The 15815-nt window shown below is 69.8% G+C and carries 13 protein-coding genes and 1 pseudogene; 2 read left to right on the forward strand and 12 right to left on the reverse strand.

The features are described from left to right. The first annotated feature begins 122 nt into the window (after positions 1 to 122). Positions 123 to 1763 (forward strand): phosphoglucomutase (alpha-D-glucose-1,6-bisphosphate-dependent), encoded by a 1641-nt coding sequence (gene pgm, locus QFZ82_RS05200; RefSeq protein WP_307711992.1) that lies wholly within the window; start codon positions 123 to 125, stop codon positions 1761 to 1763. A gap of 310 nt (positions 1764 to 2073) precedes the next feature. Then, complete coding sequence (locus tag QFZ82_RS05205) at positions 2074 to 2562, forward strand: hypothetical protein (RefSeq protein WP_307711993.1); 489 nt, start codon at positions 2074 to 2076, stop codon at positions 2560 to 2562. 171 nt (positions 2563 to 2733) lie between these two features. Here QFZ82_RS05205 and QFZ82_RS05210 read toward each other — a convergent pair whose 3' ends face one another. From QFZ82_RS05210 to QFZ82_RS05265, 12 genes and pseudogenes are all read right to left on the reverse strand, one after another. Continuing rightward, positions 2734 to 4242 (reverse strand): alkaline phosphatase, encoded by a 1509-nt coding sequence (locus tag QFZ82_RS05210; RefSeq protein WP_373429400.1) that lies wholly within the window; start codon positions 4240 to 4242, stop codon positions 2734 to 2736. A gap of 701 nt (positions 4243 to 4943) precedes the next feature. Then, positions 4944 to 6122, reverse strand: coding sequence for a lytic transglycosylase domain-containing protein (locus QFZ82_RS05215; RefSeq protein WP_307717627.1), 1179 nt, complete (start codon positions 6120 to 6122; stop codon positions 4944 to 4946). Positions 6123 to 6677: 555 nt separating this feature from the next. Next, positions 6678 to 7709, reverse strand: a complete 1032-nt coding sequence (locus QFZ82_RS05220; protein WP_307711995.1) for a lytic transglycosylase domain-containing protein — start codon at positions 7707 to 7709, stop codon at positions 6678 to 6680. Positions 7710 to 7764: 55 nt separating this feature from the next. Beyond that, a complete protein-coding gene (locus QFZ82_RS05225; RefSeq protein ID WP_307711996.1) occupies positions 7765 to 8235 on the reverse strand; it encodes a hypothetical protein in 471 nt (156 codons plus the stop codon). A gap of 12 nt (positions 8236 to 8247) precedes the next feature. Continuing rightward, the gene (locus QFZ82_RS05230) at positions 8248 to 8964 is read right to left on the reverse strand and encodes an ABC transporter ATP-binding protein (RefSeq protein WP_307717628.1); all 717 of its coding nucleotides are present in this window, start codon (positions 8962 to 8964) and stop codon (positions 8248 to 8250) included. Next, positions 8961 to 9797, reverse strand: coding sequence for an ABC transporter ATP-binding protein (locus QFZ82_RS05235; protein ID WP_307711997.1), 837 nt, complete (start codon positions 9795 to 9797; stop codon positions 8961 to 8963). Before QFZ82_RS05235 ends, QFZ82_RS05230 begins: the two co-directional genes overlap by 4 nt. Further along, positions 9784 to 10953, reverse strand: a complete 1170-nt coding sequence (locus tag QFZ82_RS05240; protein WP_307711998.1) for a branched-chain amino acid ABC transporter permease — start codon at positions 10951 to 10953, stop codon at positions 9784 to 9786. The genes QFZ82_RS05235 and QFZ82_RS05240 overlap by 14 nt, the downstream gene beginning before the upstream one ends. Beyond that, positions 10950 to 11846: a branched-chain amino acid ABC transporter permease gene (locus tag QFZ82_RS05245; protein WP_307711999.1), complete on the reverse strand. Its 897-nt coding sequence runs from the start codon at positions 11844 to 11846 to the stop codon at positions 10950 to 10952. Before QFZ82_RS05245 ends, QFZ82_RS05240 begins: the two co-directional genes overlap by 4 nt. Next, positions 11843 to 13303: an ABC transporter substrate-binding protein gene (locus QFZ82_RS05250; protein ID WP_307712000.1), complete on the reverse strand. Its 1461-nt coding sequence runs from the start codon at positions 13301 to 13303 to the stop codon at positions 11843 to 11845. Before QFZ82_RS05250 ends, QFZ82_RS05245 begins: the two co-directional genes overlap by 4 nt. Next, entirely contained in the window at positions 13300 to 14388 is a 1089-nt protein-coding gene (locus QFZ82_RS05255; protein ID WP_307712001.1) for a hypothetical protein, read from the reverse strand. The genes QFZ82_RS05250 and QFZ82_RS05255 overlap by 4 nt, the downstream gene beginning before the upstream one ends. A gap of 427 nt (positions 14389 to 14815) precedes the next feature. Beyond that, on the reverse strand, positions 14816 to 15064 hold the full coding sequence (locus QFZ82_RS05260; protein ID WP_307712002.1) for a hypothetical protein: 249 nt from the start codon (positions 15062 to 15064) through the stop codon (positions 14816 to 14818). A 340-nt stretch (positions 15065 to 15404) separates the two neighbouring features. Beyond that, positions 15405 to 15583, reverse strand: a pseudogene (locus tag QFZ82_RS05265) (alcohol dehydrogenase); the annotation flags it as partial. Positions 15584 to 15815 lie beyond the last annotated feature (232 nt).

Here is a 15815-nt window from a genome sequence, read left to right on the forward strand (position 1 = left end):
CGCCGTGGGGCCCCATGAGGTTCCTGGCCCGGGTGCGCGGCCGTGCCGGTGGGGCCGCCTCGCGCCGCCGGGCCGGGGGACGCCACACTGAACGCACCCGACCGACGCGGAGGAGTGGACGGATGCCGAACGAGCGCGCGGGACAGCAGGCGCGGCCCGAGGACCTCATCGACGTGGCGCGGCTGGTGACCGCGTACTACGCCCTGCACCCCGATCCGGCGGACCCGGCGCAGCGTGTCGCGTTCGGCACGTCGGGGCACCGCGGTTCCTCCCTCGCGACGTCCTTCAACGAGGACCACATCGCCGCCACGAGCCAGGCGATCTGCGAGTACCGGGCGCGTCAGGGCGTCGACGGGCCGCTGTTCCTGGGCGCGGACACCCATGCGCTGTCCGAGCCCGCGCGGGTGACCGCCGTCGAGGTCTTCGCGGCCAACGGGGTGACCGTGCTGGTCGACACGGCCGACGGCTACACGCCCACGCCGGCGGTGTCGCACGCCGTCCTCGCCCACAACAGCTCGCGTCCCGCAGGGCGGGCGGACGGGGTGGTGGTCACGCCGTCGCACAATCCGCCGTCGGACGGCGGTTTCAAGTACAACCCGCCGAACGGCGGACCGGCCGGGTCGGAGGCGACCGGCTGGATCCAGGAGCGGGCGAACGAGATCATCGGCGGCGGGCTGAAGGACGTACGGCGGATTCCGTACACGCGGGCCCTGGCCGCGGAGACGACGGGCCGGTACGACTTCCTCGGCTCGTACGTGCGGGACCTGCCCGCGGTACTCGACCTGGACGCGGTGCGCGCCGCGGGGGTGCGCATCGGCGCGGACCCGCTCGGCGGCGCCTCGGTGGCGTACTGGGGCCGTATCGCGGAGGAGCACCGGCTCGACCTGACGGTGGTGAACCCGCACACCGATCCCACGTGGCGGTTCATGACGCTCGACTGGGACGGCAGGATCCGGATGGACTGCTCGTCGCCGTACGCGATGGCCTCGCTGATCGAGGCCCGCGACCGCTACGCCATCGCCACCGGCAACGACGCGGACGCCGACCGGCACGGCATCGTCACGCCGGACGGCGGGCTGATGAACCCCAACCACTACTTGGCGGTCGCGATCGGCTACCTCTACCGCCATCGCGAGCGGTGGCCCGCCCGCGCTGCCGTCGGCAAGACGCTCGTGTCGTCCGGGATGATCGACCGAGTGGCCGCCGACCTCGGCCGCGAGCTGGTGGAAGTGCCCGTCGGCTTCAAGTGGTTCGTGGACGGGCTGGCCGACGGCACACTCGGCTTCGGCGGTGAGGAGTCGGCCGGCGCCTCGTTCCTGCGCCGCGACGGATCGGTGTGGACCACCGACAAGGACGGCATCATCATGGCCCTGCTCGCCTCCGAGATGCTGGCGGTGACGGGCCGGACGCCGAGCGAGCAGTACGCGCAGCTCACCGCCCGGTTCGGCGAGCCGGCCTACGCCCGGGTCGACGCGCCGGCCACGCGGGAGGAGAAGGCGGTGCTGAGCCGCCTGTCCCCGGGCCAGGTGACGGCGGGCACGCTGGCCGGGGAGCCCGTCACCGGTGTGCTCACCGAGGCGCCGGGCAACGGGGCGGCGATCGGCGGCATCAAGGTGACGACGGCCAGTGCCTGGTTCGCGGCGCGCCCCTCCGGCACGGAGGACGTGTACAAGGTGTACGCGGAGTCCTTCCTCGGCCCCGACCACCTGGCCCGCGTCCAGGAGGAGGCCCGCGCGGTCGTCTCGGCGGCGCTGAGCGCCTGACCGAGCCGACCTGTTGTCCTGGGCCGACGGGGTGCGGGCCTCCCGTCGGCCGGGCCAGGCGGAACAGGTCCGCACCGCCAAGGCCGTCGATAGGCCGATTGCACCAACGCGCCACCGCCCGGCCCACATTGTCGGTACCGCCTGTCACCTGGTCTTTCGCCCTTCTTCGGGAGACGGCAGGGGAGATGTGGGCGTGCCGCTGCCGGTGATCGTGCGCACAGTGTGTACGGGAGGCAGCCGACGACACCCCCTCGGGGGACGCTGCGGCCACGCCTTCCGCCTCCAGGGCTGCCTTCCGTTGAGGAGTGTCATGCGTGTTTCACGGAGATGTATCGGGCTGGCCGAAGCCGCTGTCGTCGGGGTACTGACGCTCTCGCCGACGGTGGCGTGGGCGAGCGGCGCTCCCGGGGCCGGAGCGGGGCCGTCGAATGTACGGGTGAGCCCGGGGCAGGTGCATCAGGGCGCGACGCTGGCGGTCACCGCCTCGGGCTGTACCGGCGGCGGGACTGTCACCTCGTCCGTCTTTCCCACCGTCACGCTGCCCCGGGGCGCGACGTCGACGGCCACTGCGCGGGTGGACAACACCGCCACCCCGGGCAGGGCCACCCTGAGCGTGCACTGCGGCGGCCGCACCGCCCATGCCACCTTCACCGTCCTCGCCGGCACGGCGGCGCAGGGCGGCCTCGGTGGCTCTTACACACCCGGCACCAGTGAGGTCGCCGCGGGCGCCGCCCTGACGGGCATGGCCGCGGCCGCTGGAGCCGTCCTTCTGCGTCGCCGCAGCCGCGGCCGGATCTGACCCGGGCAACGACCCGCCCAGGACGGGTCCGACCGCTGCCCGGCCCGCACAGCCGGCGTGCGTTCCGTTCGCGGCGGGGTGGGCGGCGGCCTGTGTCAGGGAGGTGAGCCGGGCACGGCGAGGACCGCACCGGCGTCCGCCGGTGCGGTCCTCGCATGAGGTGCTGCCCGGTCAGACCTGGACGCCGGGCACGCCGTCCTCGACCACGACGCTCGCGCGCGTGCTGATCGGAGCTCCGGGCCTGGTGACGTACGGCAGGACACGGAAGTCGCTCGTCCAGCGCCGGCGGTCGACGCGGACGCGCACGTAACCGCGCTGGCCGTTGAAGAACTTCATGTGCGGGTTGGCTGCGAGGAACGTCTGGCCCTCGGCCGTCATGTCGGCGCCGTCGCCACCGCTGGTGACGGACGTGCCGACGAACTCGGCTCCGACCGTGGCCGATTCCGGGTCCGCGTAGTCCCGCTTGAGGTCCCAGGCGTAGTTCTGGTGCCGGTCGCCGGTGATGACGACGAGGTTGCGCACCCCTCGGGAGTCCGCCTCGGCGAGCAGGCGGTTGCGCTCGGCGGCGTAGCCGTCCCAGGGGTCCATCCACACCTTGGTGCCGGGGCCCGGGTCATGGTCGGTCTGGCCCATGGGAGCCTGATTGCCGAGGACCTGCCAGCGGGCCGGGGAGCGGCTGAAGCCCCTGAGGACCCAGTCGCGCTGCGGTGCGCCGAGCAGGGTCCGGTCGGGGGCGAACCGGTCGGCGCAGTCCGCCGAGATGCCGTCGCCGCACGGCTGGTCGTCCCGGTACTGCCGGGTGTCGAGCATGGTGAAGTCGGCGAGGCGCCCGTAGGAGAGCCTGCGGTACATCTGCACGTCCGGGCCCTCGGGGAGCTGGGGGCGGCGCAGCGGCGCGTGCTCGTACAGGGCCTGGAAGGCGGCGGCCCTGCGCAGCATGAAGGCCGCGGGGTCCTGGTCCTTCTCCGGGATGCCGTCGGCCCAGTTGTTCTCCACCTCGTGGTCGTCGAACGTCATGATCCACGGGAAGCGGGCGTGGGCCTGCTGCAGCGGGGCCTCGGACTTGTAGAGGCCGTACTGGAGCCGGTAGCGGGCGAGGTCGACGGTCTCGGTGTGGAACTTCGGGTCGGTGGTGACGCCGCGCCTGTTCGACTTGACGCCGTACTCGTAGAGGTAGTCGCCGAGGTGGACCACCAGGTCGAGGTCCTCTTCGGCCATGTGCTGGTAGGCGGTGAAGTACCCGTCCTGCCAGGCCTGGCAGGAGGCGAACGCGAACTTCAGGTCAGCGGGGTTCGCCCACGGCAGCGGGGTGGTCCGGGTGCGGCCGACCGGCGAGATCTCGGAGCCCGCGCGGAAGCGGTAGTAGTAGACCCGGTCGGGCCGCAGGCCCTCGATCTCGGGGTGTACGGAGTGGGCGAGCTCGGGCGTGGCGACGACGCTGCCGCTGCGCACGACGCGGCGGAACCGCTCGTCCTCGGCGACCTCGTAGTGGACGCGGACGGGTGCGTCGGGCATGCCGCCCATGCCGTCCTGGGCGAACGGGTCGGGCGCCAGCCGGGTCCACAGCACGACGCCGTCGGACCGCGGGTCGCCGGAGGCGACGCCGAGTGTGAAGGGGTTGCCGGTCAGGGCGGGGGCGGCGAACGCGGCGCCGGAGCTCCACTCACCGGTGCCCAGCATCAGCGCCGCGGCCCCTGCGCCGCCGAGGCCGAGCAACTTCCGCCGGGATAGGGGACGTACGCCCACGAGGTCCTCCTTGGCTGTTCGGTGTGAACCGCCAGAACCCTCGTGCGGGTTGATGTCCCACGGCCGCCCCTGATGTGACCGGTTCCCGAGAAATACGTGAACACAGCGGCCGGTTGGGGCGGGCAGCGCGCCGTCTGCGTTTCGTTGCCCTGGTGTTCGCCCGTGCTCGGGCCGTCGTTCAGGCGGCCGCGGTGTGTGTGGACCGACAGGCAGCGCAAAGCGCGGCGAGCACGGGCGGAGCCCGTGCTCGCCGCGGCTTGCCGGGGTGGTCCACCGCTCATGCGGCCCGTCCGGTCCCAGCCGCGCGGCCTCCGCGCGGCGGACAGGTCAGCCCATACGGCTCTCGGCCCGGGCGAGGAAGGTGTCGAGCACGCCGTCGCCCACCTTCACCTGCGCCTTGACTTCGACCACGACTTCCCGGCGCTGATCGCCCGCTCGTACCGCCTGTGCCCGTCTTCAGGGTTCGCCCGCCAGGGACACGTCCGCGATCTCACTCGGCCCGCTGCCCTCGATGTGCCCTGGTGCCGGTCCCGGTCACGTCGCAATCCGCAGCCCGCCGGCACAGCGGTCAAGGCGCGGGCAGAGGCGTAACGGGAAGCGGTCGTCAGGTGGCGTCTCATCAACGTCCCAACGACTCAACCGGTGGTGCCGGTATTGATGGTTGGCACAGTCGACGGAGGTGCCGACGAGGTCGGGACGGGAGCCGGCGGGGTGGGTGCGTTGGGCGACGAAGGCAGGGCACCACCGGGGACGCCGCCCCCCTCACCGCCCGGCGTACTCGTGCCCGGGGATGGCACCGGAGCGGACTGGTTGCCAGCGGGTCGCCCCGGTGCCGGAGTGTTGTCCGCCCTGCGTGGCGGCGGTGTGTGTTCCGATTGCCGTGCGTGGTGGCGACGCACACCCGGTGCGGTGTCAGAATCCGAGCCCGGTGTGTCGGGCACCGCGACGGGGCCGCCGGAATATACGCGCATCCAGGCCAGTACCAGGTGGAGATAGGACTCTGAGTGGTTGTACGCGAGCACGGCCCGCCGCAGCCCCTCGGGTGTGGCCACATCATCGCCGGCCGCGCACAGGTACCGGCCTGCGGCCAGCGAAGCGTCGAAGACGTTGTTCGGATCGGCCCTCCTGTCGGCATTGCCGTCGGCGGCCCAGCTGTGCCAGGTGGACGGGATGAACTGCATGGATCCGACAGCGCGGTCCCAGACGGTGTCGTCGTCGTAGACCCCGTGATCCGTGTCGGCGATCGCCGCCACACCGGGACTGCCGTCCAACCGCGGTCCCAGAATCGGCGTCCGCGTGGTGCCCTGGGCGTCGACATCACCGCCCCGCGCATGCCCGGACTCCACCTTCCCGATCGCCGCCAGCAACGGCAGCTGCAGGTGGCAACCCGGCTCCGATGCCCTGGTGTTGTCCACCGCCCGCTGATAGGCCTGCAGCACCGTCGCCGGAATCCCCTGGACAACAGGCCGCGCCTGCCCCCTGCCTCCCCCGTTCCGCACGCCAGGGCTGTCGGTCACACTCGGCAGATCCGGCAGTGACACGAAATTGGGGTAAGCGGGATAGAGAGGGGTGCTTCCGCCGCCGGCACCCGGGCCCGTGACGACTCTCTCCTCAGCAGCGGCCGTAGCGACAGCTGCCGAGGAAGGTACGACATGCTGCACCACCAGTATCGTCGACAGCGCTCCGGCCAACTTCTTCCAACGCATCATGCGGACATGGCGCTCCGGCCGTGTCGCATGGGGATCGGACAACGACATCACCGGGCGTCCGAGGCGGTCGTCATGACCGGATTGCTGCTTTCCTGGTTCCTGCATGGTCAACCTCACAATGTCTCAAGGCACTCGGTCGGCTACCGGCGCATCAGGCGGTCGCCCCTGCGGGGCAACGCACTTTCCCTTGTTCGTTCTCCTCGCGAACCAGCACCCCGCGCCGTCGGCATGACCGCTCGTCAGCGGCGTGCGGAGGCATAGTTGTTCGGTGCTTTCGGCCGCCCGCAGCAGCCCCGCGATCCGTTTCGCGCATGCCATGGCCTCGGCCAACGGATCTGCCGCCACATGGTTGGCGAGCCCCATCGCGACGGCGCGCGGCCGGGATGCGGGCGCCGGTGAGTGCGTACTCTTTGGCGAGGAGCAGGCTGGTGTGCAGGGTGAGGTGAGCAGGCCGCCGTCGGCCGTGACCAGCCCGATCTGCACGTGCGGGTCGGCGAGGTAGGTCGTCTTGTGGTGACCCGCTGTTCCAGTCGAGCCGGTCGGGTCACCGCTCGCGCAGCGGCCGTAAGGCGGCTCGGCGTCGACGCGGCCGGGGAGAGCGGGCACCCTCTTCTTGCCAGGGCCGCCCGGCGTCTCCGCCGCCGGGTGGCTTCATACCGGCTACTGATCAGTGGTCAGCGGCAGATCCGGTACCTCCGGTTCGGATGGCTGATCCGACGGAGCGGGCGCGTCCGGCTCCTGTCGCTCAGGGGGTCCGTCTGGGCTCGGGGACGGGCTCTCCTCCTTGCCTTGCCGTGGAGGCTGTCGTGGTGGTTCCTTGTCCCGCCGTGAGGGCTCATCGCTGGGGCGCGGTTCCGCCGGCGCAGTGTGCGTCGGTTGCGTGGCCGGCGAGGTGTCGACCGCCGCCGCCTCGCCCGCGTAGACGCGCATCCACGCGAGCACCAGGTCCAGGTACTGCTCGGAGTGGTTGTACGCGAGCACGGCTCGGCGCAGGCCGCCGTCCCGGCTCACGTCTCCTCCCGCGGCGCACAGGTAGTGGGCCGCCGCGAGCGCGGAGTCGTCCACGTTGTGCGGGTCCGCGGTGCCGTCGTCGTTGCCGTCGGCTCCCCAACGGTGCCACGTCGAGGGAATGAACTGCATAGGACCGACCGCGTGGTCCCATGCGGTGTCACGGTCATAGACCCCGTTGTCCGTATCGCGGATCGCCGCCACACCGGGGCCGCCGTCCAGTCGGGGGCCGAGGATGGGGGTGACGGTGCTGCCGTCCGCATTGACCCGGCCACCGCGGGCGTGACCCGATTCCACGCGACCGATCGCCGCCAGCAGCGGCCATCTGAGCCCACAACCAGGCCGCCGCTCGTTCAGCACGGCCACCGCATTCCGGTAGGCGGCCAGCACCCGCGCGGGGATCGCGACGGCCCCTGCCGGCCGCATCCGATCCGTACGATCACGCTCGTCGGCGTGCGTCGCCGACGGAGCCGGTGAGGGCTCCAGCAACAGGGCGCCCACCGGTGGCGGCTCAGGATACAGCGGTCTTCCGCCGTCAACCGCGCCCGCCATGACCTGGCTGGCTGCGGCCGGCTGGGCGACCTGGTACACCGCCACACCGGTCGCCGCGGTGGTCGCGGCGACCGCCCCGGCCACCGCGGGGGTGACCTTGATCCGCAGCCACGGCCACTTGGTCAGAAGCACGTCAGCGTCTCTCCTCACGAGGCTCTCGTGTTGCGCAGTTGTGGCAGGGCCCGCCTCAACCCTGCCGGGCGGGTATCGCAACGCGCGGCGGCGCGCAGACCCGGCAGGGCGCGAGGTTGCGATCGATCGCCGCCTCGATGCCGAGCAGCTCGGACTCGTCCCGCGCCTCCGACAGCCCGCAATCGACGCGGTGGTAGGACGCGGCACCGGCCACCACGTAGCCACTGAAGCCCGGACCCTGCGCGCCGGGACCGCCGAGCCCCTGCTTCTCTGCCGCGACGGCGAGACGGTCGATCGCCGCCTCCAAACGCACCCGGTCCACCCGGTGGTTCTGCACGATGAGCATCGCGGCGCCCACCACCACGACCGCCAGGCCGATGACGCCGCCGGAGATCAGGTAGGGGAACTGCGCCGGAAGTGAGTTGTAGCTCGCCGCCCCGTTCCAGCCGAGGGACATCAGGACGAAACCGATCAGGCACAGCAGCACACCGAGCTGCCCGCCCAGCCGACCGAAGTTGATCTGCATGATGTATGACTCCTATGCACCTGATCCGAGGTACGCCTCGCGCAGGTTGACGGTCCGCAACTCGTCTCCCACGCCGGTGTACACCAACGTTCCCTTTTCCATGATCAGCGCGCGGTCCGCGAACGGCAGCGCGCCGGCGTTCTGTTCCACCATCAGCACCGTGGTGCCGTCGGCCTTGATCCGCGAGGTGACCTCCCAAACGGTGCGCGCCACGGTGGGCGACAGGCCGAGCGAGGCTTCGTCGATCAGTAGCAGCCTGGGGCGGGACATCATCGCGCGCCCCACCGCCAGCATCTGCTGCTCGCCGCCGGACAGCGTGCCGGCGATCTGGTTCTCCCGCTCGGCCAGGCGCGGGAAGTAGTCCAGCACGAGGTCCATCTGCCGCTTGAGCGTCTTGGAGTCGCGGCGGCGGGACCACGCGCCGAGCTTCAGATTCTGACTCACCGTCAGCCGGGGGAAAAGCCGTCGGCCCTCCGGGCTGAGCGAGATGCCGCCGGCCACCCGCTGTGACGGCGAGCCCTTGCGCAGCTCCTTGCCGTCGAAGGTGATGGAGCCGGACTGCGGCTGCAGCATCCCCGCGACTGTGGTGACCGTGGTGGTCTTGCCCGCGCCGTTGAGGCCGAGCAGCACGCAGCACTCGCCCTGCTCGACGTCGAAGCTGACGCCGTGCAGCACCGGGTACTGGTCGTAGCCGACCACGAGGTCGCGCACTTCGAGCAGCGCCATCAGACGTACTCCTCTCTCGCCCGCTCGGTGGCCGACGCGTCGGCCGTGGTGACCGTCGGTGCCTCAGGTTCCTCCGGGTCCTCGCCCAGGTAGGCGCGCACGACCTCGGGATGCTGCCGCACCTCGTCCGGTTTGCCTTCGGCCAGCACCTGGCCGAAGTTGAGGCAGTAGACGTAGTCGGACACCCTGGTGACGAGCGGCACATGGTGGTCGATCATCACGATCGTCACGCCGAACTCCTTGCGCAGTTCGAGCAGCGTGTCGCCGAGCTGGTGGGCTTCCTCCGGACCCATGCCCGAGCCCGGCTCGTCCAGAAGCAGCAGGTCGGGGTCGGTAGCCAGTACCGCGGCGATCTCCACCTTCTTGAGCACGCCGTAGGGCAGGTCGGCCACTCGGGCCCGCGCGACTCCCTCGAGGTTCATCAGCTCGAGGATCTGGTGTGCCCGGTCGGCGAGCCTGCGCTCCTCGGCGAAAGTGGCCGGTCCACCGAGGATGCCGGCGAACGGGTCGTAATCGGTCTCCAGGTGCTGGGCGGTCACCAGGTTCTCCAGCACGGTGGTGTTCTTCACCAGGCCGACGTTCTGGAACGTGCGGCCGATCCCGAGCTTGGTGCGCTCGTGCACCGGCTTGCCGGTGATGTTCGTGCCCCGGTAGCGGACGCCACCGCTGGTGGGGCTGTAGAACCCGGTGATGCAGTTGAACAGCGTCGTCTTGCCGGCCCCGTTCGGGCCGATGATGCCGACGATCTCCCACTCCCCAACCTTCAGGTCAATGTGCTGCAGCGCCTTCACGCCGCCGAAGTGGATACTGACGTTGTCGACCTCAAGCACGGACATCGGTTACCTCCACGTCCCGCACCTTCCCGGTGTGGATGTCGAATTTCCGGCCGAGCATCCATTCCTTGATCGGTGCGATCTGCTGCCCGATACCGCCGGGGTGGGTGGTCAGCGTCAGGATCAGCAGGACGGGGCCGAGGACATGGGGCACGAAGCTCAGCGGCAGCCCGATGCCGTCCTCGATCAGCCAGTCCACACCGACGGTGTCGAACAGCCAGGTCTTGAACAGCCAGCCGCCCTCCATGAGTGCGAAGAACGCCGAGCCGATCACCACTCCCGCACGGTTCCGCAATCCGCCCACGACGGTCATCAAGATGAACGACAGCGCCAGCTCGAAGCCGAAGTTCTGTGGGACGATCAGGTCCTTGCCGTGCGCGAACAGCGCTCCGGCCACGGCCGCGAACACTCCCGAGCTGACGAACGCGAGCAACGTGAAGGCCTTGACGTTGATCCCATAGGAGGACGCCACCCTCGGGTTCTCCCGCAGGGCCTGCAGTGCCCGTCCGCCCTTGGTTCTGGTCAAACGCCAATCCAGCCAAAGCACCACGACCACGAACCCGAGGCACAGGTAGTAGTAGGCCGTGGGGCTCTGGAACCCCATCGGCCGCGTAACCGCCTTACCGGCGTCACCGCCCGTGAAGCTGATGATTCCGAAGATGCTCTCCTCGGTGAACACGCCATAGGCGAAGGTGACCAGCGCGAAGTACAACCCGGTGAGCCGCAGCGAGATCGCGCCGAGCACCGCTGCCTGCATGCCACCCACGATCGCTGCGATCGGCACCGCCAACCAGAAGTCGATGCCTAGGTCGACCTCCATGTAGGCCGCCATGAACGCCCCGATTCCCACGAACGCCTGGTGGCCGAGCGAGATGGTACCGGTGTATCCGATCAGGATGTTGAGCGAGAGCCCGGTGATCACGAACACGGCAGCGGTGATCAGATGCCCGATGTCCTCGCCATGGAGGTCGAAGGGCGACAGGAAGTTGCCGGGAACCGCGAACACGAACCACGCCAGGGCCGCCCACGCCAAACCGCGGGCGAGCCACCCGGCGGTGGTCGGCCGGAACCGTGACTCGGGCTCCCCCACCACGCTGGGCAGAACGAGCGTGCTTTCGGCGGACGCCTCCTTGCCGGGTGATGCCTGTACCGCACTCATGCGCCGACCACCTTTCGCGCGAACAGGCCCTCCGGGCGGAGCAGCAGGACTACCAGCAGGAACACGAAGAGAATCGTCGCCTTCGGACCGGGCAGGCCGGCCAGCGCGCTGAGCGCACCCAACTGCTCCACGAAGCCCACCAGAAGGCCGCCGGCCAGCGCCCCGGGCATGCTGCGCATCCCGGCGAGCACCGCGGCCATGAGGCCGGGCAGCAGCGCCGCACCGCCGCCGAAGGTGAGGAACGCCGCGGTGAAGGTGTCGTTGGGACCCGACAGGATCCCCGCGAGCCCACCGAGGGCCGCGGCGATTCCCCATGTCATCATCGACACCCGGCGCACGCTGATGCCCACCAGTTCGGCGGCGGTGGCCTCCTGCTGCGCGGCCTGGATCGCCAGCCCGGACGGCGAGCGGAAGAACGCCGCCAGCGCCAGCGCCACCACGATCAGTACCAGCACCGTGATCACCTTCTGGTAGGTGATGGCGACTCCCAGAACCGTGGCGATCGAGCCCTCGACGATCGGCGGCATCTCCCGGATCGGCTGCTCGTTGGTGAGCCAGAACTGGATGCCGATCGCGGTCGTCGCGACACCGGCGGTACCTACCAGCAGCGTCACCTTCGAGCTGTGCCGCAACGGACGGATCACCACTCGCTCCGTCACCAGCCCCATGACGACGGCCACGGATATGCCGAACAGCAGGCCCAGCGCGTAGTCCCAGTGCCACATTTCCACGGCCACGAAGGCTGCGAACAAGCCGGTGGTGCCGAACTCCGTCTGCGCGAAGTTGAACACACCGGTCGCGCGGTACACCAGCACGATGCCCAGAGCTACCAACGCGTACACACTGCCCCGGAACAACCCATTGACCAGGGCGACGACCAGCTCCTGGCTCACGGCTTGTACCTCCCGGGCCGGGTCTTGTACTGCCGCGAACCACAGTCGGCTTCCAGCAGGTACATCGCGCTGCCACCGAACCTCTTGTTCGGTGCGAACTTGACCGACGGGAACACCCCGGCGTCGAAGGTCTTGCCACTGTTGAGCGTCGCCATGAACGTGCGGTGGCTGAGGTTCTTGCCGGCCGCCTGGAGCATCTGACCGACCAGCTTCTCGAGGCCCCAGGCATTGATTGCGATATCGTCCGGATCAGCTCCGCCGTTCTTCGCCTTATACGCTTTCCGGAACTCGGGGTCGATCGAGTCCATCCTGTCCAATTGCGGGAACGACGAGAAGAACCGGGCGCCGTCGATCTGCGGGCAGCCACCCGTGGCAACCACGTTGAGCCCGCTCGTGTTCCCGGGACCGTAGAATTTCACGCTGCACGTCAGCGCCTTGGACACATTCACCAGGCCGCCAGGGCTCGCGTTCCACACGACCGCCTTCGCACCGCTGTTGCAAATCTTCGCCGCGATCGACGTTGCTTCTGCCTGGATCTTCTTCGGAGCGCGGTCGTTCAGCACGAGTTTGGTTCCGAACGCCTGCTTCAGTGAATTGCCCTGTATCTTCGCATAGTTGTCCAGATTATCGTTCTCCGCGACGATCAGCCCGACTTTCTGCCCGGAGAAGGCCGCCCTCATCTCACGTGTGATCACCGGTGCCTGCTGCTCGTAGGTGAGGTAGGCCGCGAAGTAGGTCTGCAGCGCGTTCAGCGATCCGAGACGCGGATTGGACTCATGCACACCGCCCGAGATGTAGGGCCACTGCCGGGAGTTGGCGTAGCGCGCGCAGGCGTCGATCTGGTCGGCACCGGCGGAACCGATGACCAGGAAGTACTTCTGTTCGATGAAGCTCTTGCACTTCGATACCGCAGTCGACGGGTCGAAGTTGTCGTTCTCGAGCTTGACCTGGAGCTTCCGCCCGTTGATCCCGCCCTTCTTGTTGATGTAGTCGGCGTACACGCCCACCGCGTGCTCGATCGAGTTCTGGGGGATCGCCGCCGCGCCCGTCACCGGTGCGTGCACGCCGATCTTGATCGGCGCGCCCGGCTTCAGCGGCGTGGGATCGCCGATACCCGGCGGCACCGGCCCGCTGGTGCCGCCACCGCTGCCGCCCCTGTCACCGGTTCCCCCAGTGCCCGTCCCGGTCCCGGCCCCGTTCCCGGCCCCGGTGCCGGCGGCGTCTGTGCCGGCGCCCGCACCCACATCCTGCGCGCCGGTGTCCAGGGCGCCTGGGTCAACCGGCTGACCGTCCGTACCAACCCCTCCGAGCTCACCTGCAGCGGTGCCCTGTCCACTCGGTCCACCCGGCCCGGCGTAAAGCCCGCTCACGCCCGGCTTCTGCCCGCAGCCCGAGACCACCGCAAACGCCAGCGCCACCGCTGCGACACCGATCTGCCTCGACCGTCGCCGGATCACTTCGCCTCCTTGAAAAGCGTCTTGACCACCCGGAGTTGGTCGAGCGCGCGGCCCACACCGTGACGCGCACCGGACAGCACCGGCTCACCGTTCGGGCCGAGCGCGAACATCACCGCATAGGCGAGCCCGAGCCCGACCGGGATCAGGAAGAGAACTCCGCCGGGGATGTCCTCCAGCATTGAGCCCACGTGCGTCACCGGGGTGGCCGCAGCCGGCAACGGCAGCCCGCTCTTGCGGGCCACGTCCGGGGCTTCCGTGGCGGCCGGCGCCGTGGCGTCATCCGGCATGGTTCCTGCATCCGCCGGTACTTCCCCGGAGACGTCCGTACCGGCACCTGTGTCGACCGCACCCGAATCGCCCGTCGTCCCGCTGTCCGCCGGTATGTCAGCCGGCGGTTGGGGTGTCGCTCCCCCGGTCGCCACCAGCTTCATGCCGATGCCCTTGTCCGACGGCCCGTCCCAGGTCACCTGGAAACTCATCGGAGCCTCGACCTGCTCCACGAGGGCGATCGAGGTGGGTAGCTGACTGTCCTGCGCCAGCCAGAGCCGCGCGATCGGCGTGAGGTCGAAGTGCCAGATCCCGTCCTTGCCGCGTTTGCCGGCAGCAGCGGCGCTTTCACAGTCGTAAGCCGGCCGCGACGACCACTTTCCACCCTCGGCCTTGGTCCAGAACGCCTCCGTGACAGGGCACGCCACGACCTTGACGCCCTCGCCGTCGGAGTTCACGTTCGAGTCGGGGGCGGACGATTCCCTCAGCATCACATCGAACGAGGTCACATCCGCGCCAGGGCCGTACTCCAGGGCGAACTCGACGGCCGCGACCATCTCCTCCGCACCATTGACCGCCGCCACGGTCATCGCACCGGCAGGCACATTCGGCGGCGTCGGCTCAGGCCGAGCGATGAGGCCCGATTTATCGACCTCGTTCTCGTCGTTGCTCTTCCACCACCAACCCGCCTGATAAACTTTTCCTCCGATGGAGGGGCCCGGCTCAACGGCGGGTTCCGCGCTGACCGGTGCGGCCGCACTCAGGATCACGGCGCACGACGCGGCGAACCCGGCGCCGAGACTGCTGGGAGTAGACATCTGTCTCCTTGGCTAGTCCAACTGCCCTGTTGGACTGAATTGCTTGGGGGCCGGCAAAAGCCCGATTTCGGTCTCCCACGACTCGAGGGAGCACGCCGCGCCCGCGGGCATCGAGGAACACCGGGTCACGGAGGCGACCCAGAAGTCCGGCCTCACTGACGACATCCAGCGCGCACCCGCATCGAGGTCGCACCGGGCCAGTCGGCGTCTTGCGGGCGACGTGCACCCGGAATTGACATACGCACCTGGTCGACACGGCCGTCGAGCATGAGTGGGCGCGCTGCGTACGGCGCCCACCATGGCGTCAGTTACACGCCTGCGACATCTTTTTCGTACGGTGCCGGGTCGTAGACACAGCTGATCGCCAGGTCGGGGTCCGCGCGCCGGTAGGGCTCGGCGATGCGGGCGTGGTTGTCGCGGACCTTCTTCAGGTCGAATGCGACAAGGATTTCCCTGGCGCGCAGGGCGGCCGGTACGGGGAGTGGCCGTCGATCGTTCCGTGGTGGCAGAAGGCGTCGCCGCACTGCGGCGGCCAGCGGTGCCGGCGTCCACAACGACACAGGCGCGTCGGTACGACGGCGGCCAGTTGGCTCGCCGGGTCGGGTGCCGAGGCGATCACCGTACGGACCAGGGCGGACCGCTCGACGGCCGAGGTGAGGGCGGCGGCCGTGGCCACCTTGCGCCGTCTCCTTGCGTCGTCGGCCGCGGCCGTGGTGGGGAGGGGGGTGAGCGGGTGCTACGGCAGGCGCCGTGTCCATGGGTGCACACTCCGGTGGGTGGGGGGAGGGCAGGGGGATATGGGCGGAGCAGGGGGGTGGCATCGCGACTGGGGGGAACGTACTGACCGGACGGTATGTACGTCAACGGGTTGTGCAGCAGTTCTTTGCCTAAGCGGTACAGGTGGTTCCGGCCAGGACAGCACTGTGGACCCGGCGTCATGGGACACCGGGCCGGAGCCGGAGACGACCGCAGGAGGGCACCGCAGGACATCGTCGGTTGCGCCCGCCCGGCGGACGAACTCCTCCTTCGCCGGCGATCCGGGCGGCCTGCAGCGTGGCCGGCCCCACGCCGAACACCGCGAGGGACTCGGCTTCGCGGACGCGCGCGGAGTGGTGGACGGCACCGTCTCCGGTGAGCACCGCGCAGCCGCGCGCCGCGTCGGTGAGCCGGACCCCGGCGGCGCCGGCAGCACGCAGACCGGCAGCCCGCCGAGAACGTCGCCCAGCTCATGGGGGCTCACCCGTGAGGAGCAGGACACGTTCGGGGTGAACCGCTCCGGGATCGGTGGAGGCTCCATGCGCTGACTCCGGCCGCCATTGGGGCTGGTGTCGAGCGTAGGGGTTGGTCTCGTGTTCGTGGGGTGGGATGTCTCCGATCGCGCTGTGGAGGCGCTGGTTGTTGAACCAGTTCGACCCATTCCGCGCTGC

Origin of the sequence: Streptomyces sp. V4I23 (assembly GCF_030817975.1) — a bacterium.
Lineage (GTDB): Bacteria > Actinomycetota > Actinomycetes > Streptomycetales > Streptomycetaceae > Streptomyces.